Genomic DNA, 21,641 nt, shown 5'->3' with positions numbered 1-21,641 from the left:
GAGGAGTAATCTTCTCAACGGTAATGTTTGAGCGGTAGTCATAACCTGTGTTAAACACCTTTGAAGCAGTCTTTGTGTAAACACCATCTTGTGTATAAACGGTTATAGTGAAGTTGGTTGAGGCATTCTCTGCCAAGAAAGCCACCCATACGTAATCTTTTTCCAACTGAATCTTTGACTTATCCTTGTTGGCTAAGGTAATCATATATTCCTTTTCGTCACTTGTACCAACAAAGTTGCCATCCTTAAGATTAAGTACATCATATGAACGAAGACCATTGATTTTTACACTGTCAATGTTTTTTATCTGACCAATGTTGCTCGATACGAGGAACTTCATACCCCAGATAGCCACCTTGCGATTCAGTGTCACCTCTGTCTTAGCAACTTTCTGTCCTTTGCTATTCTTTATTTCTACAGGCTTAGCTATACCCCAGTTGTAATCAAACTTCTGGTCGATAGTTGCTAATGTACCATCCTGCTTCTTCATATCAAGAGAGACAGTACTGCGGATGCCGTACTTCTTATTGGTATTTGGGTTCTCTGAAGTATGATATTGTAGATTAACGCCACCTTTACCTGTTTCTGTTTCAACCTTCGGATTTACCTGCTCAACTGTTTTCTCACCCTCAACAGCCGTACCAGGATAGAAGAAAGCAAGGTCGTCCGTAGCCTTCATAGGGCTTAAGGTTTTAACCTCACCTGTGAAGTCTGCTTTCTGCTTGTTACTGCTAGCAACCATTGTCACTAAGCTATAGTTAGCTTCGTTACTATTATCATTATCAGCGATGTCATAGATAAACATCTTATCGCCGCTTTTCCACTCAGACTCAATTTGATTATTAGCATTTGGTTTGAGTGTGCGTGTTCCAGCTTGTGCAGCTTTGTCAGCCGCTGCTGTTACCTGAATAGTAGTGACATAACCCTCTTGTTGTGTAACATCACCTGCTACATCGTTTGTATCGCTACAGGCTGTAAATCCTATCATGGCGATTGCGCCACAAAGGAATTGTAATTTCTGTTTCTTCATTCTTATGTTTAGTTTCTTTAGTTTACTTAATTCCAACCTTTTGTCCCTTTTAATCATTGTCTTCTACATAACCAAAGGGGCTTGGCTTAGCAAGGTTATCATCTACACCATGTGTTGGGTTGCCCTTACTTACCCCATTACCACTTCCTGCCAGTAGAGCCACTTCTACCATCGTCTTAACGATTCCACATACGGGACGCACATAACTCTTCTTCATAATTCTCTTGTTTATGAGCATAAGTTACCCTGTAAAGTCTATTGTTCTTTGCAATGTTACTTCCTACAGAATACCTTATAATAATTTATACCTTATAATTCGTTATTTAGTTTACCTTATGTTATCCCAATATCCCTTACTGAGAAAAGAACACTAAATCCGCCTGCAAAGTTAGTATTTTGTTTTGAGATAAACTAATATCTAGAGAGAAAGATTGTGTAAGACCGACTAGCGTTAGTAGCTTCTTGATTAAAATCAAACGTTTAGAGTGAAAGAGAACGATACTAAAACCAAGACACAAAGATAAAAAAGAAAATACTAAAAACAATCGTCTGTTTTTAAAGTATTATTCTGTATGGTGATATCAATCTAACATCACCATACAGAAGGGGGACTATATAATAAGGAGGAATTCTCTTAAGTCCCAATGAATGTAAAGAAGCAAGATCTTACTTTATAACAACTTTCACAGTCTTACCACCTTGACGCTTTACATACACACCTGATACAGGTTTCTCTATCTGTATGCCACCTAAAGTGTAATAGGTTGCAGGAGCCTCACTTGTCGTCTCTACAGCATTGATAGCTGTTGGATCAACCTTAGTAAACGAAACTGTCATAGCTGCTACATCAATAGTAACATCGTATGTAGCCTCCTCTGTGAAGTTCCACTTATTATCATCACCACCAAAGACAATCTTCCCTTCATCGGTCAAGTCGCGCAGATAGAACATCTGGTCGAACCCAGCATAAACATTCGTTCCGAACTTCAACTCACCAGCCTTCAACTCTGTACGTGCTGTGAACTTAGCTGGATTAGAAGCATCTTGCTTCATAATCGTACCTTCACCGATACTCCAACCACCCTTTGTTGCACTACCAATCATCCATAAAGCGGTGTGCTTCAAAGGTGTTGCTTGATAAGCAGCCTTTGTCACAATGACTGTCTTCTCCGCCAAGTTACATACGATATCATAGTTGGCAGATTCATCAACAAAGAACTTACCATCGGTAGGCTCATCAACGCTACTCACCAATGGAGCAACAACGCCCGACTGCAAAGTAACAGGACCTGCACCAGCACGATACTCCAAATTACCCCAACCAAGCTCGGTAAGGAACTTAAACTCCTTATTTGCATCTAAATGAACGGTAGCCTTAAAGACATCAGCATTCCCATCAGACTTCTGCATAACGGTAGACTGACCAAGATTCCACCCTCCCCATGTAGCATCACCGACTATCACTAAACGATCAGCAGCTTTTGCAGACAATGCACCAATAACAAATAAGGCACAACATAAAATAGATTTGGTAAATGTTTTTAATCCCATAAAGACATATATTTAAAAGGTTATTAATATCAAACTCAACCTGAGTTCTCTCATTATATAATTATAATTGATTTCTTTAAATTATCTAAGAAGATTTAGGTTTATATCTCTCCTTTTACAAGTGCAATATTACGAAGAAAATGTGAGACAATAAACAAATACAAATTACCTACAGAGATAATATAAACTGATACAAGTGATTTCATATATTAGATGGGAGATCTTAACCTTATAAAACCTTATATATCAACTTTGTACAATATAAGAAGAAACACAAAAGAAAGGTTCGATAAAACAAAAAATATAAAACATAGAATATGGCTTATTAGTAGGATTCTTATGCTCTATAGGCATCAAAGGAGGCGTGCTTTTCGCTTACTATATCTCTAACCAATATTTCCAACTAAGATTTATACATTCTCCGAAGCGACTAATTCATATATGTAAAAGTATGATTAATCTAAGTAGACAAATGATTGAGCAAATACCCATGATAATAAAAAGTCAGCCATGGAAAGTAGCTGACTTATAAACTAAATACTTTATGCTTTCAATTTAAATGAGTTCTCAATACTTGCTATTTCTGCATAGAACCCCTTGTCAACCTTCAGCCGGTCTTCTATCTTCGAACAACTATGGATAACAGTGCTGTGGTCGCGATTACCCACTAACTTACCGATACGACTTGCTGGCATCTTTGTATATTTCTGTGCCATATACATGCTCACTTGTCGTGCAATAACAATATCTTTCTTGCGTGAACGAGAGTTGACAGCCGTTGTAGTAACACTAAAATGCGCACAAACCTTATCCAAAATATCATCTATGGTTAATGGCTCATCATCAATCTTCACAGCACGTTTTATAACACGTTCAGCTAGTCGCATATCTATATTGCTGTTATAAACAACGCTGTAAGCCAAAAGAGAGTTGATAACACCTTGCAGGTCTCGCACACTACCATTCGCTGTTTCAGCAATAAACTTAATCACATCTTCAGGAATACTAAGCCCATCACGCTTAATCTTATTGTGCAAGATATCCACACAAAGTTGCACATTAGGCTTTTCCAACTCTGCAATAAGCCCGCAAGAGAAACGCGTCAATAAGCGATCATTCATTCCCTTAAGATCTACAGGAGGGCGATCACTAGCTAAGATAATACGTTTTCCGTTACGGAAAAGGTGATTAAAGATATGGAAGAAAGTGTCTTGTGTCTTGGTAGCAGTAATCCACTCTTGTATATCATCCACTATTAAGATATCAATTGTCTGATAGAAATTGATGAAATCATTGGTGGTATTCTGTCTAACAGAATCTGTGTATTGTACCTGGAAAAGGCGCGCAGAAACATATAATACACGCTTTTCAGGATAAAGCTGTTTGACTTTCAATCCTATAGCATTGACAAGATGAGTCTTACCACAGCCTGAAGGACCATAAATAAACATTGGATTGAATTGTGTCGTACTAGGATGTTCTGCAATAGAAAGTCCTATTGAACGAGGCAATTTATTACTATCTCCCTCAACATAGTTAGTGAAGGACTTATGTGGGTCAAGTTGCGAATCAAGGTCTTGAGGCACTGCATCCAGAATCGTAGGACTTTGGTTGCCACGAGCAGTTGGTCTTTGCGAAGAAATATCCTCTACTGCCTCCGGTTGTAAATCTTGTGACAAATGATGTTCCTGATCAACCATCACACGATAACTCAATTGAACACCTTGACCAAAAACACGTATAAGAGTCTTACGTAACAAAGGGACGTAATGCTCTTCCAAATATTCATATACGAACTGACTAGGCACCTGAACCAACAAAGTTTTACTAGCCGGCTGATAGGATTGAAGTACTATCGGACGAAACCAAGTATCATACTGTTGCTCAGTCACATTCTCCTTTATAAGCTGGAGACACTGATCCCAAAGTTGTTTAGGATTGACGTTCATATTGATATCTACGTTACTTATGTCTTTCTACAAATGGTATGTTAACAGACCATTCCTAGTTTTTTACTTTTGCAAAGATAGTAATTTATTTATAAAAATCCCATTTCTACATAATTAACGATGTAGTACTATAAAGCTCATAAACAGCTATTTCAATGTACTTTACAGAGTTTCTGGCTTCAACATATACTCAAAGTTATTTGCTCAATTATAACAACTTGACAAACAAGATGTTTCGTTTAGTAAAGAATAAAATTAATAATATGAGTGAAACAAATACCAAAGATGGTTAAAAAGACTGATTTACACGACCCTTATAACACATCTCTAGTATGTGAAACAATCATCTTTTAATTTAGACGATATTTAAATTACTTATCCTTTCTACCAAATAGCGAGAAGTGAACATAACGCTTGGGGTGAGCCTTTAAGTTGACAAGCAAACTATCAGCACTGCGCATTGTACTATTCAAATTATTGTAAAGAGAGGCATCGTTCATCAACAATCCTAGACTTCCCTCATTACTATTTAGCTTTGCTGTAAGAGAGTTGATATGCTCTAAGGTTGTATTGACTTTCGTCATTGTACCCTGCACATCAATACCATCAACCTTATTGTTTAATGTTGCAATCATACCATTAGCACCACGAATCGCACCACGTGCTTCTGTAATTCCGCCATTTGCATTTGCCATTAAACCATTAACGCCATCCATTACTCTACCTGCTTTAGAAGTCAATACTGGTAGTGAATGATTCATCTGAGCAAGTAACTGGTTTACTTCACGTGTAGAGGTAGTAAGATTAGCTGTAATTTGATTGACATTATGAATGGAGCTTCTCACAGCTGGATCAGCCAAGAGAGAATTGACACTAACAAGTATGCTATCCAACTTTGGTAGCATCTTTTGAATAGAAGGAACCATATCCTTCATTCGACCCAATGCTCCGTCATTAATACGACCATCAATAATTCCATTTGAGGCTAGCGTCTTGCGACTCGTTCCAAGCACTAAGTCTACTTTCACATTCCCCATGACATCACTGATAATATCGGCCTTTGTACCCTCTGGAATGTTCATGCTTTTATCAATATCTACTCCTACCATAATTGGTTCACCAGGCTTTGCATAATCATATTCTATGCTCTTTACTGTTCCAACCTTAAAACCATTTGCATATACAGGAGTAGACGTTGAGAGACCACTTACATTACTGAATCGCATTTGATAGTGTGTATCTGTCGAGAAAATAGATAATCCCTTCAGAAACTGCATACCGAAGAACAAAACAATAACACCTAGTATTGCGACAAGTGCTATCTTTACTTGTGGCGTGAAAAACTTACCCATATTACTTCCTTTACTTATTCTTTTTATTCTTTAAAAACTCATTAATAGCCTCGTTCGTATCCATACGATTTCCTCCTTTATAGGCAATAACAAATGCCTGAGGAAAGTCTTTTTTCAATTTTTCTCGAAGCCGTGCAATCTCATTATAGTTAGTACTGCTACCTATTGTATACTTATAGAACGAGCCTTCTTGTACACATTCTATATCCTTATGTCCTTTGAATTGTTCACAACCTGAACGCAACTGACGATTCGAAGCGATAACCTGTACTTTAAAAATCAGTGCATTTACAGATACACTAGCCTTATTGTCTTTTTTCTCATCAGTAGTTGTTCCCTTTGTTGGAACAGGCGTTGCTTCTTTTTTAGGAGTCTCTTTTATCGCCTTTTTAGCAATAGACTTCTTTGTTTGCTGGGGCTTTGTAGAAGGGGTAACTAGATTCATTTGACCTGTTGGAGGTGTCGGAATAACTCTAGTAACACTAATTTTCCTATTATCTGCAGACTTATATGGTACAACGATATGCGTGTCGTACATATTCTTATACTTGACAAAGGCATTGTAAATCCCCTTTGCCATGGCGTCAATACCATCTGGACTATTTAAAAATTCCTCCTCATCTGCTGCAGTAATAAAGCCTAATTCTATCAGACAACTAGGCATATAACTCTCACGCAACACCAAGAAACCAGCTTGATGTACACCTTTATCAATGCGATTAGCACTAGAACATACCGAACGTTGTATCAATCTGGCCAGCTCAACACTCTTTTCCATGTTTGAATTCTGCATGAACTCAAACATAATATAGCTTTCGGAAGATTTCGGATCAAAGCCTTGATAAGTCTGTTGGTAGCCTTTCTCCATCGAAATAACCGAGTTCTCACGCATCGCAACATCAAGGTTATCCTTCGCACGGTGCATACCTAGCGTATAAACTTGGAATCCCTTAGCATAATGACCAGGCACTACTGAATTTGTGTGTACCGATATAAAAAGGTCAGCTTTAGCCTTATTAGCTATATCGGCACGCTGATGTAGAGGAATAAAGACATCCGTCTTACGTGTATAAATCACTTGCACGTCAGGTAAGTTTTGCTCCACATAACGTCCAAAGGCTAATGCTACGTTCAAATTGATGTCCTTCTCCTTTGATAGAGCACCTAGAGCACCAGCGTCATGACCTCCATGACCAGCATCAATAACAAGTGTGAAGCGCCCATTTGCAGCCCATGAAGTAGCCACAAACAATACAAAGAAAACAATGAAAAGCGTTATTTTCTTAAACATACTTAATTATTTAGGGGACAAAGATACGGTTTTTCATTTGGAAACCTTAGTTCTAAACCTTGGTTTTATCATTTATTAAGTGTAATTCAATGCCTGCACTATGACAATCTGCGCTCATTGGTGGATTCTTTTTCACCAATTTCAAGTCAATACTCTCAAGCTGTATGTATCGTGCCAACAACTCATTTACTATTTTTCCAGCTGCTGCTTCCAATAGTTTCGAGGGTTGCTTCATAACATCGGAAACTATATTGAAGACATCTGCATAATTTAATGTATCATCAACATCATCACTCTTCATAGCTGCAGCAAAGGGGTAACCCAATCGAAGATCAAGTACATAATCATTGCCAACAACCTGTTCTTGTTCCCCAACTCCTATAAAAGCATGATATTGAAGACCCTGTAAAAGAATATAAGTAGACGTTAATTCCATTATTAAACATTAGTTTTAAAGATACAAAGAAAGTGTATTAAGTGCCCTATAAGCACTTAATACACTCCACAAAATTACCCACAACGAGAAGCACCACAATTAGTACAAATCAAGCAACCCTCCTGATAAACAAGAGTCTCCTGTCCGCAAACAGGACAACGGAGCCCTGATGCCTTCGTACCATCGGTTACGTACTTCTTCAAAGCACGCTCCACACCATTCTTCCAAGTGTTAATACTCTCGTTCTTAAGCTGCAATGAGCCTACAAGCTTTATGACATGGTCTATCGGCATACGGTAACGAAGCACACCAGAGATGAGCTTTGCATAGTTCCAATACTCTGGATTGAACTTCTCCGACAGCCCTTCAACAGTCGTCTTATAGCCTCGCTTATTCTCAAATTGGAAGTCGTAACGATGGCTACCATCCTCTGCTGTCTGCTTGATGATCTTTCCCTTGGTAACACTCTTTGGTAAGGCAATACCTTCCTCATCGTCTTGAAGACCCGTAAAAATCTCATAAGGAAAACCATCTAACAGCCCAACAAAGGCAACCCACTTCTCTTTATTATTCTGAAAACGTACCACATCACACTCGAGTTCATTAGGTCTAACCTCCATTACCTGTGGTCGGCTACATACATGTTCGTGATGTTCTTCTGCAGAAGTAAGGTCTTTCGCCTTCTCCTCCTCGGCTGCATTAGTCTCCTTATTCTTATCTTTCTTAGATACAGATATCATCACTCCGGACCTGCTACCATCACGGTATATGGTGCAACCTTTGCATCCGCTACGCCAAGCCTCAACGTATAACTTATTGACAAGAGCCTCATCAACACTATTAGGGAGATTCACTGTCACTGAAATCGAGTGGTCAACCCACTTCTGAATGGCACCCTGCATACGTACTTTCATCAGCCAGTCAACATCGTTGGCTGTAGCTTTATAATAAGGTGAACGCTTTACCAACTCGTCAATCTCTTCTTGGCTGTACTTCTTTCGAGTATCAATACCATTCGTTTTCATCCAAGTTAGGAACTTACGATGGTACACGATGTACTCTTCAAAGGAGTCTCCAACCTCATCAACAAAGTCTACATGCACATCAGCATCATTTGGATTCACCTTTCGACGACGCTTATACACAGGCATAAAGACGGGTTCTATACCCGAAGTAGTTTGTGTCATTAAGGACGTAGTACCGGTTGGAGCAATCGTTAAACAGGCTATATTGCGACGCCCGTAACGTATCATTTCCTCATAAAGTTGTGCATCAGCTTCCTTCAAGCGGAGTATGAAGGGGTTATGCTCCTCACGCTTTGCATCATAGATAGCAAAGGCTCCGCGCTCCTCTGCCATTCGAACGGAAGAACGATAAGCATTCAATGCCAACGCACGATGAACACTAACGGAGAAGTCGGTAGCCTCTTGTGTTCCATAACGCAGACCCATTGCAGCTATCATATCTCCTTCGGCAGTTATGCCCACACCCGTTCGACGACCTTTACCGCTCTTATCCTTTATCTTCTCCCAAAGATGGTACTCGGCTTCCTTCACCTCATCAACTTGTGGGTCGCTCTTAACCTTTTCCATGATAAGATCAATCTTCTCCATCTCGAGGTCAACGATATCATCCATGATACGTTGCGCTAGCTGTGCATGCTTGCTAAAGAGGTCGAAGTCGAAGCGAGCATGGTCTGTGAACGGATCTAAAACATAAGAGTATAGATTCAACGAGAGCAATCGGCAGCTATCATAAGGGCACAAAGGAATCTCACCGCAAGGGTTAGTAGAGACCGTGCGAAAGCCTAAGTCGGCATAACAATCTGGTATGCTCTCACGAATAATAGTATCCCAAAAGAGCACACCAGGCTCTGCACTCTTCCAAGCATTATGCACAATCTTCTCCCAAAGAGCCTTTGCAGAAACCTTCTTAGTGCACTTTGGCTCCGTAGAATCTATTGGGAACTGCTGCTCATAAGGCTTATCATCAATGGCAGCACGCATGAACTCATCCGTAATCTTTACTGACACGTTAGCCCCAGTGACCTTTCCTTCCTCCATCTTAGCGTCTATGAACGCCTCAGAGTCTGGGTGTTTAATACTCACAGAGAGCATCAATGCACCACGACGACCATCCTGTGCAACCTCCCTTGTACTATTGGAGTAGCGTTCCATGAATGGGACAAGTCCAGTAGAGGTAAGGGCAGAGTTATGAACAGGTGAGCCCTTTGGACGAATGTGACTTAGGTCATGTCCAACGCCTCCACGGCGTTTCATCAGTTGAACCTGCTCTTCGTCTATACGCAGGATAGCACCGTATGAATCGGCATCGCCATCTAATCCAATCACAAAGCAATTGGATAACGATGCTATCTGATGGTCATTACCGATTCCAGTCATCGGACTTCCAGCGGGAATAATGTACCGGAAATGATCTAAAAGATTGAATATCTCTTCTTCTGTTAAGGGGTTCTTATACTTATTTTCAACACGAGCTATCTCCTTTGCTATACGTCTGTGCATCTGCTCTGGAGACTTCTCATAAATATTACCAAAGCTATCCTTCATTGCATACTTGTTCACCCAGACACGAGCAGCAAGCTCATCTCCATTAAAGTAAGCCAATGAAGTCTGGTAGGCCTCATCGAATGAGTAAGTTTGATTGATCACCATTGTCGTTTTTAGAAAATTAACGACTGCGAAGTTACGAATTGTTTTCTTAATTCTAAAACATTTGCTTAACTTTGTCGAAACAAAGTTATCAACAATGGAAACTATCAATTCAAGAAGAACTATAAGACGATATTCTCAAGAGGATGTATCGGATGACTTGTTAAGAGAACTCCTATCGGTTGCAGAGAGAACACCAACTATGGGCAACCTGCAACTCTATTCGGTCGTTATCACACGAAGCCTGGAAATGAAGAAGAAGATCGCTCCAGCACACTTCAATCAACCCATGGTTACAGAGGCACCTGTCGTTCTTACCTTCTGTGCGGACTATCGTCGAACAACCTCATGGGCAACACAAAGAAAGGGAACACCTGGTTATGATAATTTCTTATCATTCCTAAATGCGGCGACAGATGCCCTTCTTTATTGCCAAACTTTCTGTAATCTCGCTGAAGAAAGGGGCTTGGGAACCTGCTTCCTGGGTACTACGATCTATAGTCCAAAAGCCTTAATTAAAGCACTCGAATTGCCTCGTTTGGTCATGCCTGTTGCTACTATCACCTTGGGATGGGCTGCTGAAACACCCGAGCAGACCGATCGTTTGCCACTGAAGAGTATTATTCACAATGAGACTTACAACGATTATACGCCCGAGAGAATAGCCGAGTTTTACACGCAAAAGGAGAACTTGAAAGAGAATAAAAACTTCGTTGAACTGAACAAGAAAGAAACACTTGCACAGGTATATACCGATATTCGTTATACAAAGAAGGATAACGAGGCTATGTCTGTGGGCTTGCTTGAAGCACTAAGACAGCAGGGGTTCCTCTAAGAAGACGCCTTCCTTATATTAAAGAGGGCGTTTCTTCCCATCAAAGAGAGGCTTCCTTCATAGCAAGGAAACGCCCTCTTCAATGCAAAGAATAAGTTATCTTACCTTTATGAAATTCCGAACTATTATAGACATCCCTATTCCGAACTTCTCATTCAAGCCCTGCGAAAGAGTCCTTTTTGTGGGTTCTTGCTTTGCAGATAACATCGGAAAGCGATTCAAAGAGGAGAAGTTTCGCACAATAGTCAACCCTTTTGGGGTGATGTACAACCCTGTTTCCATCCTTCACACGGTACAGAAACTATCCAATCAGGCGTTTGATATCGTGGTATTCACGCTTGGGACGAACCATGTCTACATAGAGAAAGCTACGGAAGAGATCGTGGATAATTGTCAAAAACGACCTCAGAAACTTTTCAACGAACAAGAGTTAACGATTGACGAATCGGCTAATGCCCTACGTGAAGCCATCCATTTATTAAGGAAACAAAACCCAAATGTGAAGGTGATAGTGACTGTTAGTCCGATAAGATATGCAAAATATGGATTTCACGGGAGCCAGTTGTCAAAGGCTACATTGCTTTTGGCTGCAGACAAACTAGTACGAGAAGAAGGCGAGGCGGTCTATTATTTCCCTGCTTACGAGATAGTGAATGATGAGCTGAGAGACTATCGCTTCTATAAAGCGGATATGTTACATCCTAACGAACAAGCCGTTGAATACATCTGGGAACGGCTCGTTGCAACCTGCTTCTCATCAGAGGCTAAGAAGTTCCTGGAGGCTTGGCGACCTATTAAGGAGGCATTAGGGCATCGTCCATTCAATCCTGATTCGGAGGCTTATCGGCTCTTTATGCAGAAGACCAAAGAGAAGATTCAATGGTTAAAGCAGCTATATCCTGACTTAGAACTAGACGAGTAATAACTGAAACAAAGCTAAAATGAATGAAAAACAGATAGAAGGTTTACTGGAGCAACATGGTATTAAACTAACAGCAAACCGAATATTGATAGCAAAGGTAATGTCCACGCTAGATTATCCCATATCTATGAAAGAGTTGGAAACAATGCTCCTCACGATGGATAAGTCGAGTATCTTCCGCACGTTATCACACTTCAAAAGCCACCATTTAGTGCATCAGTTGGAAGATGGGAACGACATTGTGCGTTACGAACTATGCCATAGTCATAGTGAGGAAGAGGACGAAGACATACATGTACACTTCTATTGTGAACACTGCCATCGCACCTTTTGCCTCAATGAAATACCTGTTCCGCAAGTCAATTTACCTACTGGTTATAGGCAGACAGCCGTTAACTACATGATTAAAGGAATCTGCCCAGATTGCTCCCATCGGTAGATTCTTTATCAATAAGTAAGAAAAAACGGCTTAGATAAGATGTTGTATTGATAGTTTTGATTATCTTTGCATGAGATTAAAACAATTAGGATAGTAATGAATTATACTATTGAGAAAGTAACGACGCTCATTGGTGCACGCCGTTATGGTGATACTGATGCTAACATCAGCTTTGTTCTTACCGACAGTCGATCACTATGTTTCCCCGAAGAAACATTATTCTTTGCACTCAAAACAGAGCGCAATGATGGTCATAACTATATACCAGAACTATATGCAAGGGGCGTTAGGAACTTCGTAGTAGAAGTAGTTCCAGATAACTGGGAAACGCTCTACTCGGGTTCAAACTTCCTAAAGGTTGTGGGCAGCCTAGAGGCTTTGCAGCGTTTAGCAGAGCGTCATCGCGATGAGTTCCTCATACCGATTGTGGGCATAACAGGTTCTAATGGCAAGACAATGGTTAAGGAGTGGCTTTATCAACTACTATCTCCTCAAATGGTGGTAACGCGTTCGCCAAGAAGTTATAACTCTCAGATCGGTGTCCCACTATCGGTTTGGTTGCTCAATGAAAACACCCAAGTAGGGGTGTTCGAAGCGGGTATCAGTAAGCCAGGAGAGATGATGGCACTGCGTGACATCATACAACCTACCATCGGCGTATTCACTAGTTTGGGTACAGCTCACCAAGAGAACTTCCCTTCCATAGAGGCTAAATGTATGGAGAAATTATGTCTTTTCCATGACACAAAGGCGATTGTCTATTCTATGGATGACGATATTCTGACACATTGTTTGGCTCAATATAACTACCAAGGTGAGCAACTTAGTTGGTCAATAAAGCATACGGACGCAGCATTCTATATAAAGTCTATTGAGAAGAAGGACATTGAGACTACCGTTACTTACACATGGAAAGGTGGGAAAGAAGCCCAATATAAGCTCCCATTTATCGATGATGCAAGTGTGGAGAACTCTATCACTTGTGCTGTTGTTGCACTACATTTAGGTGTGACGCAGGCTGCTCTTGCAGAGCGAATGGCACAATTGGAACCTGTTGCTATGCGATTGGAAGTGAAAGAGGGACAGCATGGTTGCACGCTTATCAACGATTCTTACAACTCTGATTATAACTCACTTGACATTGCACTCGACTTCATGAATCGTCGTCCTGACCATAAGGGACGCAAGAGAACACTGATATTAAGTGATATACTCCAGAGTGGTGAGGAGGATAAGGAACTATATAATAAGGTGGCATTCCTATGTGAGAAGCGTGGAGTTAATAAGTTCATCGGTATTGGAGAAGGGCTTTTAGCAGAACGTAATGCCTTCAAGCATTTAGGAGAGAAGCATTTCTTTGCTACTATCAATGCCTTCATTCATAGCGAGGAATTTACTAACTTGCACGATGAAGTGATCCTTTTAAAGGGTGCAAGACAGTTTGGTTTTGACCATCTCACCGAACTATTGGTAAAGAAAGTACATGAGACTGTATTGGAGGTAAACCTCAATGCGGTGGTAGATAACCTCAACTGGTACCGTTCTTTTATGAAGCCTGAGACCAAGTTAGTGTGCATGATCAAGGCTGATGCTTATGGAGCTGGAGCCGTAGAGATTGCTAAGACGTTGCAAGATCATCGTGTCGATTACCTTGCTGTGGCCGTGGCTGATGAGGGGGTAACGCTCCGCAAGAATGGTATCACAAGTAACATCATGATCATGAACCCAGAGATGTCGTCCTTCAAGACGCTCTTCGATTATGATCTTGAGCCTGAAGTTTATAGTTTCCGACTCCTTGATGCACTCGTCAAAGCCGCTCAGAAGGAAGGCATAACAGGCTTCCCTGTTCATATCAAACTCGATACTGGTATGCACAGACTGGGCTTTGATCCACAGAAAGACATGGATGAATTGATTGATAGACTTAAACATCAGAATGCAATCATACCTCGTTCTGTCTTCTCCCACTTCGTTGGCTCTGATGCAGATAGCTTCGATGAGTTCTCTGCCAAGCAGTTTGCTTTATTCGACGAGGGTAGTAAGAAGCTGCAAGCAGCATTCAAACACAAGATTATCCGACACATGGATAACTCATCAGGAATCGAACACTTCCCAGCACGTCAACTAGATATGTGTAGGCTAGGATTGGGTCTTTATGGTATCAATCCACGCACAAATAAGATTATCAACAATGTTTCTACGCTCAAAACTACCATCCTTCAGCTTCGCCATGTGCCTGCGGGTGACACGGTAGGATACTCTCGTAAGGGTACAATCGACCATGATAGTGTTATCGCCGCAATACCTATTGGCTATGCAGATGGGCTCAATCGCCACCTGGGGAATCGGCATTGTTATTGCTTGGTAAACGGTCAGAAGGCAGAGTATGTAGGCAATATTTGTATGGATGTAGCCATGATTGACGTTACAGGTATCGATTGTAAGGAGGGCGATAGCGTTGAGATTTTCGGCGACCACCTACCTGTTACAGTCCTTAGTGATGTATTAGACACGATTCCTTACGAGGTTCTCACCACCATTAGTAACCGTGTGAAGCGGGTTTACTTCCAAGACTAACGAGTGCTATTCATCCCCTCTTCTTCTCTTGAAGAGGGGATATAATCTATCAAACTCATCCCTATTTGCTCATTTTCAACACTGAATACACAGATAAAAGGACGACTCCATGACTTCCTTTCATCCGTGTATTCTGTGTTTAAGATGAACTTAGTAACAAATAAACAACTATAAGATTTATGGAGATAATATACTTAATTCTGGGACTTATCATCGGTTTCGTCATCTCGTTCTTGTGGCTAAAAGGCAAGATGACACAGGATGTGAGCAAAGCAAATGAGCAACTGGCAGCACTCCGCAGTCAGCTGGAAGCAGAACAGAAGAGCGTTGAGGATCGCCTTGCTATCGCTAAAGAGAATGCGACACAACAGGTGACTGCAACGAAAGAGGCGGCTGACCGACAATTAGAAGAGGTCAAGAACAGCTACACCCAACGCCTGGAAGCAGAGCGCAAGCATAACGAGGAATTACGTAACGAACTACAGAAACAGGCGGAGGCTAAGAACAAGTTGCTGCAAGAGGAGGTGCGTAACATGGCGGCTCAGATGCTTTCAGAAAGTCGAGAGAAGATGAATACGGCTGATAAAGAGCGTCTCGAGGCTTTACTCACACCTTTGAAGGACCGCTTGGAGGCTTTCAATCAGACGGTGACAAACAACAGTAAGGAGACAGCAGCTAATAAAACAGAGATCAAAACGACCTTCGAAGAGGCGATGAAGAGACTTCATGCCGAGCAAGAAATGACCATTAAGGCGATGCGTGAAGACCAAGAACGAACGGTGAAGGAGCTTCGCGAACAGACAGAACGTATTGGGAATGATGCCGCCTCACTAACGAAAGCACTCAAGGGGGACTCGAAGATGCAAGGTGACTGGGGTGAGATGATTCTCGAAAAGACCTTAGAAGACTGCGGACTTATTAAGGATCAGCAGTTCTTCCTACAAGAGAATTACAAGGACGAGGAGGGTAATAACTTCCGACCAGACGCTGTCATCGAGTTGCCGAATAAGGAGAGAGCAGTCGTCGACTCGAAGGTTTCGCTCACAGCTTACCAATCGGCAATAAAGGAAACAGACCCTGAAGAGCAGGAGCGGTTGCTGAAAGAGCATGTAAACTCTGTGCGGAAACACATCGACGAGCTGTCGGCTAAGGGCTACGAGAAGATTGTCCCCGGTTGTATCGGCTATGTCTTGATGTTCATCCCCTACGAGAGTGGCTATTCCGCAGCCCTCAAGACCGACCCTTCTATCCTACAATACGCCTACAGGAAGCATATCATCGTACTCAGTCCGAGCAATCTCCTCATGGCATTGCAACTGACCCGCACGATGTGGCAGAACTATCGATTGAATAAGAATGTAGATGAGATTCTCCGCCAGTCGAATGATCTATACGATAAGTTCGTGACCTTCGGTGAGACCTTCGTTAAGATTGGGACGAGTATTGAGAAGCTCCAATCAGACTTCAACAAGGCTAAGGGGCAACTCAACGAAGGCAAAGGTAATATCATTAGACGCCTCGAAGGTATGAAGACGCTGGGGATTACTCCAAAGAAGCAGATACCTGATAACCTATAAGACACACATCACAAAAGACTCCACTCATGGTCGGATAAGTACCGCACCATGGGTAGAGTCTTTTCGTTTATACACCTTTATATAATAGTGGAAAACTTATTTCAACAAGTACTTCCGCCTTGACTCGATGATATCCTCCATATTCTCACTTGCCCACGAGAGTAGATTATCAATCAGAGGCAACAGACTCTTACCCTTCTTCGTAAGCGAATACTCCACACGAGGTGGTACCTCTGGAAAGACTTCACGACGAATGAGTCCATCAGCCTCAAGCATCTTGAGCGTTGCTGTCAACATCTTTTGAGAGATGTCAGGGATATTCCTTTGCAACTCTTTAAAGCGTTGGTTATCGTTCGACTCAAGGGTGAAGAGCACCAGCATTGACCACTTATCTCCTACCCTAGAGAGCACATTTCGGATAGGACAATTAGGGTAAAGAGCATCTCTAATATCACTTCTATTCATTGCTAATAACGTCTATGTGTCTTATTACTATACAAAAGTAACCATTAAAGTCAACGTTCCCTTTTACTTTATAGTTAAACTATGTAAAACTAAGAAACGGCAATCTCTCTACTTACCGCATTACTTACTTCGAGGTAACTGGCTGACCTTTGCGTGCCTACTTGTGCGATTCTATGAAAGACTATACCTTTGCATCGTCAAAACAAAATAATAACAATTAAACAAATAAAGCATTATGAAGACGATTGAAACAATTAAGGATGGTAAGAACTACACAGCAGTAACAGTTGGAAAGCTCAACGAGATCAAAGATTATGTGCTCCCTCTGGGCGAGATTGAGATACCCGGTAAGGTGTTCGCAGGGCAGGCTTTACACGCAACAGGTAGTGAGCTATCATTCCAAACACTCGTTCCAGGACAAGACAGTGGCTTCTTGCACACACATAAGACGCACGAGGAACTTTACTTCATACTAAAAGGTGAGGGCGAATATCAGGTAGATGGCGATATATTCCCAGTCTCTGAAGGTTGTATCATACGTGTTGCTCCAGAAGGCAAACGTGCATTGAAGAATACAGGTAAGGGCGAGTTGCTCATGCTTTGCATACAATATAAGGCAAACAGCTTCGTTGAGAGTGATTCTCCCGCTAGTGATGGCAATATCTTAAATGAGCCACTTCAATGGTAACCGACCCCTTATTTCCAACGTGTCCGATACGTAATATCCTTGCAAGGATATGCCGACCGGATACGCTGTGGATTATCCAGTTACTCGGTGCAAGTGGTTCGAAAGGATACAACACACTACTTAAGGATCTTCCCGAGAGCGAACTCGCCAATTCCTTGCAGGTATTAATACAGGACGAGATTATCACAGAGAAGGCTGGTAAATACGCACTCTCTACAACAGGTAAAGAGTTGTTCCCATTAGTAGCATCGCTCATAACTTGGTGTAATGAGCACCTTGACTAAATATTCATCTTATTATTTGCACGATCATAAACGCCTTACACCCAGCAGAAAAGAATACCTTTATATACAAAGCATACACAAAATAGCATACAATAGAGCGTTCCCTCCATTTCAAGAGAGCCTCTCTTCCACCCGAAGAGAGGCTCTTCTCGCATAAAGGAAAGGCTCTCTTCATTTCGAGCAGACGCCCTTCTGCAATGCTATTGATTTGTCAATACGGATTATTTTAGCTATCTTTGTCCACCAAACAAAACAGTACATTCAATGGCAACAGTTGACGACAAGAAGATTATCTTCTCAATGGTGGGCGTGTCAAAGATCATCCCACAGAACCAAAAACAAATCCTGAAGAACATTTATCTATCGTTCTTCTACGGCGCAAAGATAGGTATCATAGGTCTTAATGGTGCGGGTAAGTCCACCTTAATGAAGATTATTGCAGGGCTCGTAGAGCCTACGCAGGGCGAAGTTGTGTGGAGTCCGGGTTATTCGGTGGGCTATCTACCACAGGATCCACCGCTCGATGAGAGTAAAACAGTCAAAGAGAACGTCATGGAGGGAGTGCAACAAATCTATGACGCACTCAAAGAGTATGACGATATCAATGTGAAGTTCGGCTTGGAGGAGTATTACTCTGATGCCGACAAGATGGATAAACTCATGCAGAGACAGGCTGAACTTCAAGACATCATCGACGCTACTGACGCATGGAACATCGACTCCCGACTGGAACGGGCGATGGATGCCTTGCGCTGTCCTAAGGGCGATTTACCTGTGACGAATCTGTCTGGTGGTGAGCGCAGACGTGTTGCCTTGTGCCGATTACTCCTACAGAAGCCCGACGTTCTACTGCTTGATGAGCCTACCAACCACCTCGATGCAGAGAGTATCGATTGGTTGGAACAGCACTTACAGCAGTATGAAGGCACCGTTATTGCCGTCACTCACGACCGTTACTTCTTAGATGATGTGAGCGAATGGATACTCGAACTCGACCGCGGGGAAGGGATTCCTTGGAAGGGAAACTACTCTTCGTGGCTCGATCAAAAGACCAAACGCATGGAACAGGAAGAGAAGTCTGCATCGAAGAGACGTAAGACTCTCGAGCGAGAACTGGAGTGGGTTCGCATGGCACCAAAGGCTCGACAGGCAAAAGGTAAGGCTCGTTTGAACTCATACGAACAAATGCTCAACGAGGAACAGAAGCAGCGTGAAGAGAAGTTAGAGATATTTATCCCGAACGGTCCACGCCTCGGTAATAAGGTGATTGAGGCGCAGCACGTGAAGAAGGCGTTTGGCGATAAGGTGCTATTCAACGACCTCAACTTCATGTTGCCACCTAATGGTATCGTTGGTGTCATCGGTCCTAATGGTACAGGAAAGACCACTCTCTTCCGCCTCATCATGGGACTTGAGCAGGTAGATGGCGGTACGTTTGAGGTGGGTGAGACCGTTAAGTTGGCTTATGTAGACCAGCAACACAAGGACATCGACCCTAACAAGACCGTTTATGACGTAGTGGCACAGGGCAACGAAACCATCCGCATGGGTGGGCGTGACATCAATTCGCGTGCTTATCTGTCACGTTTCAACTTCTCAGGAACCGACCAGAGCAAACTCTGTTCAGTGCTATCTGGTGGTGAGCGCAACCGCTTGCAACTGGCATTAGCACTCAAGCAGGAAGGCAATGTGTTACTCCTCGATGAGCCAACGAACGACATCGACGTGAATACGCTACGTGCGCTTGAGGAAGGCTTAGAGGCTTTCGCAGGTTGTGCAGTAGTCATCAGCCACGACAGATGGTTCCTCGATCGTATTTGTACGCACATCCTTGCCTTTGAGGGTAACGGTGAAGTTGTTTACTTCGAAGGCGGCTTCTCTGATTACGAAATCAATAAGGCACGCCGATTGGGCAATGAGGAGATTAAGAAAGGTAGATATAGAAAGTTGATGGAGGAGTAAAAGCAAACAACCAATCAGGCAACCAACCCCACCCCCTTTACTTCCCTTCGGTTAGTGACCGTTGGTTCGGGAAAGGATGGGGTGGGGCTGATTGTTAGCTTGTTTTTACTTACTTTTCTTATTCAGCAGCACATACCCACCTATTCCGCCTAAGATGGAGGCGAGGAAGATACCCAACTTTGCTTGTGTCATCAATAGTTCGTCGGTGAAGGCGAGGGTAGAGATGAACATTGACATGGTGAAGCCGATAGAGGCAAGCATACCTAAGCCTATCAGTGTGCGACGAGTGATGGCACTTGGAAGGGTTGCCCAACGCATTTTTACCATTAAGAAAGTTGCTCCGATAATACCAATCGGTTTTCCTAAGAGCAGACCCAATGTCACTCCGAGTGCTACGTGGGTAGAGAAGATGTCAGATAGACTTAAATCTGTGAAACTGATACCTGCATTGGCAATCGCAAAGATAGGCATGATCAAGAAGGTAACGATAGGTACCATCTTATGTTCAAGCTGTTGCAGCAAGGGAATTGCAATAGTAGTGTCGTGCTGTATATGTGTCAGTACGTCAACCTGTCCCTCCTCCAAGGTTCTCACCTCGTTAGGTTCCTCTTTCTCGAAACGTCTTGTCAGTTTCTTCATACGCTTGAGATAGACCGACTCGTTAATCTTTGCATCGGCTGGAATCATAAAGGCAGCAAGTACGGCAGCAATCGTTGCGTGGATTCCTGACAGCAAGAAGGTTACCCATACACCACCGATACCAAGTGCGGCATAGAAGAATAGGCTCTTGATACCGAGTCTGTTTCCTATAAACATCACTGCGAGAAAGCCCAAACCAAAGAGCAAACTCGCAATAGAGAGTTCGGAAGTGTAGAAGAAGGCGATGACAAGCACAGCCCCAAGGTCGTCTACTATGGCAAGTGTTGTAAGGAAAACCTTAGCTGATACGGGTACTTTATCGCCCAAAAGATATACTACTCCTAAGGCAAAGGCAATGTCAGTTGCCATCGGTATTCCCCATCCCATCGTTTGTGGGGTACCTATGTTCAGACTTAAAAATATCAAGGCAGGTACAATCATACCGCCTATTGCTGCACCAATAGGTAGAATGGTGTTTCTGATGTCAGCCAGTTCGCCTCCGATGAATTCTCTTTTTAACTCTAAGCCGACCACAAAGAAGAACATAGCCATTAAGCCATCATTAATCCAATGGTGCAGACTATAATTCAGATAAGGCTCTCCGTTGACGATAAAGCCAACTTCCTGCTCAAAGAAATGGAAATAGCTCTCAGCAATATTGCTGTTTGCCAATATCATTGCTAAGGTGACACTGAGAATCAGAACGATACCTCCTGACTTCTCCCTACCCATAAACAGCTTTATCGGTAGCATCAAATGCTGGTTTAGCTTCTTTTCAACTCGTTGTCTCATAATTTTCTTCTTATCCTTATTTTACAATATATATAATAGGTGAAGAACGCTATAAGCCTTATACAATAAAAGTATATAAAGCCTATGCCCTAAACACTCTTCGATTTAAACGGAATACTCTCGTAAGCCAATATACTTGCGAGGGGGTATTCAGTCTTATCCTTTTTCAACCTTCATCTT

17 protein-coding genes and 1 pseudogene are annotated in these 21,641 nt (G+C 42.2%); 8 read left to right on the top strand and 10 right to left on the bottom strand.

Annotated features, from left to right (window positions below; genetic code table 11):
- The 8 genes and pseudogenes from O3603_RS01960 to O3603_RS01925 form a co-directional block, all read right to left on the bottom strand.
- A pseudogene (locus O3603_RS01960) lies at positions 1–1,030 on the bottom strand (hypothetical protein); the annotation flags it as partial.
- 49 nt (positions 1,031–1,079) lie between these two features.
- The gene (locus O3603_RS01955) at positions 1,080–1,247 is read right to left on the bottom strand and encodes a hypothetical protein (RefSeq protein ID WP_371520021.1); all 168 of its coding nucleotides are present in this window, start codon (positions 1,245–1,247) and stop codon (positions 1,080–1,082) included.
- A 449-nt stretch (positions 1,248–1,696) separates the two neighbouring features.
- A complete protein-coding gene (locus tag O3603_RS01950; protein WP_371520018.1) occupies positions 1,697–2,581 on the bottom strand; it encodes a SusF/SusE family outer membrane protein in 885 nt (294 codons plus the stop codon).
- 542 nt (positions 2,582–3,123) lie between these two features.
- On the bottom strand, positions 3,124–4,530 hold the full coding sequence (dnaA, locus tag O3603_RS01945; protein WP_155716166.1) for a chromosomal replication initiator protein DnaA: 1,407 nt from the start codon (positions 4,528–4,530) through the stop codon (positions 3,124–3,126).
- Positions 4,531–4,901: 371 nt separating this feature from the next.
- A complete protein-coding gene (locus O3603_RS01940; RefSeq protein WP_314867546.1) occupies positions 4,902–5,882 on the bottom strand; it encodes an MlaD family protein in 981 nt (326 codons plus the stop codon).
- Between the two features lie 10 nt (positions 5,883–5,892).
- The gene (locus O3603_RS01935) at positions 5,893–7,173 is read right to left on the bottom strand and encodes an N-acetylmuramoyl-L-alanine amidase (RefSeq protein WP_371520014.1); all 1,281 of its coding nucleotides are present in this window, start codon (positions 7,171–7,173) and stop codon (positions 5,893–5,895) included.
- Between the two features lie 52 nt (positions 7,174–7,225).
- Positions 7,226–7,609 carry a dihydroneopterin aldolase gene (gene folB / locus O3603_RS01930; RefSeq protein WP_311453946.1) on the bottom strand — a complete coding sequence of 128 codons (384 nt, stop codon included), beginning with the start codon at positions 7,607–7,609 and terminating at the stop codon, positions 7,226–7,228.
- A gap of 74 nt (positions 7,610–7,683) precedes the next feature.
- Positions 7,684–10,284: an adenosylcobalamin-dependent ribonucleoside-diphosphate reductase gene (locus O3603_RS01925; RefSeq protein WP_371520011.1), complete on the bottom strand. Its 2,601-nt coding sequence runs from the start codon at positions 10,282–10,284 to the stop codon at positions 7,684–7,686.
- Positions 10,285–10,378: 94 nt separating this feature from the next.
- Here O3603_RS01925 and O3603_RS01920 point away from each other — a divergent pair, with 94 nt between their 5' ends.
- From O3603_RS01920 to rmuC, 5 genes are all read left to right on the top strand, one after another.
- Positions 10,379–11,116 (top strand): nitroreductase family protein, encoded by a 738-nt coding sequence (locus tag O3603_RS01920; RefSeq protein ID WP_371520008.1) that lies wholly within the window; start codon positions 10,379–10,381, stop codon positions 11,114–11,116.
- 109 nt (positions 11,117–11,225) lie between these two features.
- Positions 11,226–12,038, top strand: coding sequence for a GSCFA domain-containing protein (locus O3603_RS01915; RefSeq protein ID WP_371520005.1), 813 nt, complete (start codon positions 11,226–11,228; stop codon positions 12,036–12,038).
- A 19-nt stretch (positions 12,039–12,057) separates the two neighbouring features.
- Positions 12,058–12,477 carry a Fur family transcriptional regulator gene (locus O3603_RS01910; protein ID WP_371520003.1) on the top strand — a complete coding sequence of 140 codons (420 nt, stop codon included), beginning with the start codon at positions 12,058–12,060 and terminating at the stop codon, positions 12,475–12,477.
- A 96-nt stretch (positions 12,478–12,573) separates the two neighbouring features.
- Positions 12,574–15,054: a bifunctional UDP-N-acetylmuramoyl-tripeptide:D-alanyl-D-alanine ligase/alanine racemase gene (locus tag O3603_RS01905; RefSeq protein WP_371520000.1), complete on the top strand. Its 2,481-nt coding sequence runs from the start codon at positions 12,574–12,576 to the stop codon at positions 15,052–15,054.
- 179 nt (positions 15,055–15,233) lie between these two features.
- Positions 15,234–16,631, top strand: coding sequence for a DNA recombination protein RmuC (gene rmuC, locus O3603_RS01900; protein WP_371519997.1), 1,398 nt, complete (start codon positions 15,234–15,236; stop codon positions 16,629–16,631).
- Positions 16,632–16,727: 96 nt separating this feature from the next.
- On the opposite strand, the gene O3603_RS01895 is transcribed toward rmuC, so the two are convergent.
- Positions 16,728–17,096, bottom strand: coding sequence for a helix-turn-helix domain-containing protein (locus tag O3603_RS01895; protein WP_315440904.1), 369 nt, complete (start codon positions 17,094–17,096; stop codon positions 16,728–16,730).
- Between the two features lie 235 nt (positions 17,097–17,331).
- On the opposite strand from O3603_RS01895, the gene O3603_RS01890 reads away from it, so the two are divergent.
- The 3 genes from O3603_RS01890 to ettA all read left to right on the top strand — a co-directional run bounded on the left by O3603_RS01890 (position 17,332) and on the right by ettA (position 20,030).
- Positions 17,332–17,784 carry a cupin domain-containing protein gene (locus O3603_RS01890; RefSeq protein WP_315440905.1) on the top strand — a complete coding sequence of 151 codons (453 nt, stop codon included), beginning with the start codon at positions 17,332–17,334 and terminating at the stop codon, positions 17,782–17,784.
- Positions 17,778–18,068 (top strand): winged helix-turn-helix transcriptional regulator, encoded by a 291-nt coding sequence (locus O3603_RS01885; RefSeq protein ID WP_371519994.1) that lies wholly within the window; start codon positions 17,778–17,780, stop codon positions 18,066–18,068. The genes O3603_RS01890 and O3603_RS01885 overlap by 7 nt, the downstream gene beginning before the upstream one ends.
- A 264-nt stretch (positions 18,069–18,332) precedes the next feature.
- Complete coding sequence (gene ettA, locus O3603_RS01880; RefSeq protein ID WP_371519991.1) at positions 18,333–20,030, top strand: energy-dependent translational throttle protein EttA; 1,698 nt, start codon at positions 18,333–18,335, stop codon at positions 20,028–20,030.
- Positions 20,031–20,135: 105 nt separating this feature from the next.
- Here ettA and nhaA read toward each other — a convergent pair whose 3' ends face one another.
- On the bottom strand, positions 20,136–21,461 hold the full coding sequence (gene nhaA, locus O3603_RS01875) for a Na+/H+ antiporter NhaA (RefSeq protein WP_371519989.1): 1,326 nt from the start codon (positions 21,459–21,461) through the stop codon (positions 20,136–20,138).
- Positions 21,462–21,641: the final 180 nt, after the last annotated feature.

The sequence above is a fragment of the Prevotella sp. 20925_1_30 genome (genome assembly GCF_041433025.1).
Taxonomy (GTDB): Bacteria; Bacteroidota; Bacteroidia; order Bacteroidales; family Bacteroidaceae; genus Prevotella; species Prevotella vespertina.
The sequence above is the reverse complement of the archived record's forward strand: the minus strand, read 5'-3'. Positions and strand labels throughout refer to the sequence as shown.

What these genes read in the sequence shown, in the direction of transcription:
- O3603_RS01955 (WP_371520021.1), bottom strand. Translation starts at nt 1,247, where the DNA reads ATGAAGAAGAGTTATGTGCGTCCCGTATGTGGAATCGTTAAGACGATG.
- O3603_RS01950 (WP_371520018.1), bottom strand. Translation starts at nt 2,581, where the DNA reads ATGGGATTAAAAACATTTACCAAATCTATTTTATGTTGTGCCTTATTT.
- dnaA (WP_155716166.1), bottom strand. Translation starts at nt 4,530, where the DNA reads ATGAACGTCAATCCTAAACAACTTTGGGATCAGTGTCTCCAGCTTATA.
- O3603_RS01940 (WP_314867546.1), bottom strand. Translation starts at nt 5,882, where the DNA reads ATGGGTAAGTTTTTCACGCCACAAGTAAAGATAGCACTTGTCGCAATA.
- O3603_RS01935 (WP_371520014.1), bottom strand. Translation starts at nt 7,173, where the DNA reads ATGTTTAAGAAAATAACGCTTTTCATTGTTTTCTTTGTATTGTTTGTG.
- folB (WP_311453946.1), bottom strand. Translation starts at nt 7,609, where the DNA reads ATGGAATTAACGTCTACTTATATTCTTTTACAGGGTCTTCAATATCAT.
- O3603_RS01925 (WP_371520011.1), bottom strand. Translation starts at nt 10,284, where the DNA reads ATGGTGATCAATCAAACTTACTCATTCGATGAGGCCTACCAGACTTCA.
- O3603_RS01920 (WP_371520008.1), top strand. Translation starts at nt 10,379, where the DNA reads ATGGAAACTATCAATTCAAGAAGAACTATAAGACGATATTCTCAAGAG.
- O3603_RS01915 (WP_371520005.1), top strand. Translation starts at nt 11,226, where the DNA reads ATGAAATTCCGAACTATTATAGACATCCCTATTCCGAACTTCTCATTC.
- O3603_RS01910 (WP_371520003.1), top strand. Translation starts at nt 12,058, where the DNA reads ATGAATGAAAAACAGATAGAAGGTTTACTGGAGCAACATGGTATTAAA.
- O3603_RS01905 (WP_371520000.1), top strand. Translation starts at nt 12,574, where the DNA reads ATGAATTATACTATTGAGAAAGTAACGACGCTCATTGGTGCACGCCGT.
- rmuC (WP_371519997.1), top strand. Translation starts at nt 15,234, where the DNA reads ATGGAGATAATATACTTAATTCTGGGACTTATCATCGGTTTCGTCATC.
- O3603_RS01895 (WP_315440904.1), bottom strand. Translation starts at nt 17,096, where the DNA reads ATGAATAGAAGTGATATTAGAGATGCTCTTTACCCTAATTGTCCTATC.
- O3603_RS01890 (WP_315440905.1), top strand. Translation starts at nt 17,332, where the DNA reads ATGAAGACGATTGAAACAATTAAGGATGGTAAGAACTACACAGCAGTA.
- O3603_RS01885 (WP_371519994.1), top strand. Translation starts at nt 17,778, where the DNA reads ATGGTAACCGACCCCTTATTTCCAACGTGTCCGATACGTAATATCCTT.
- ettA (WP_371519991.1), top strand. Translation starts at nt 18,333, where the DNA reads ATGGCAACAGTTGACGACAAGAAGATTATCTTCTCAATGGTGGGCGTG.
- nhaA (WP_371519989.1), bottom strand. Translation starts at nt 21,461, where the DNA reads ATGAGACAACGAGTTGAAAAGAAGCTAAACCAGCATTTGATGCTACCG.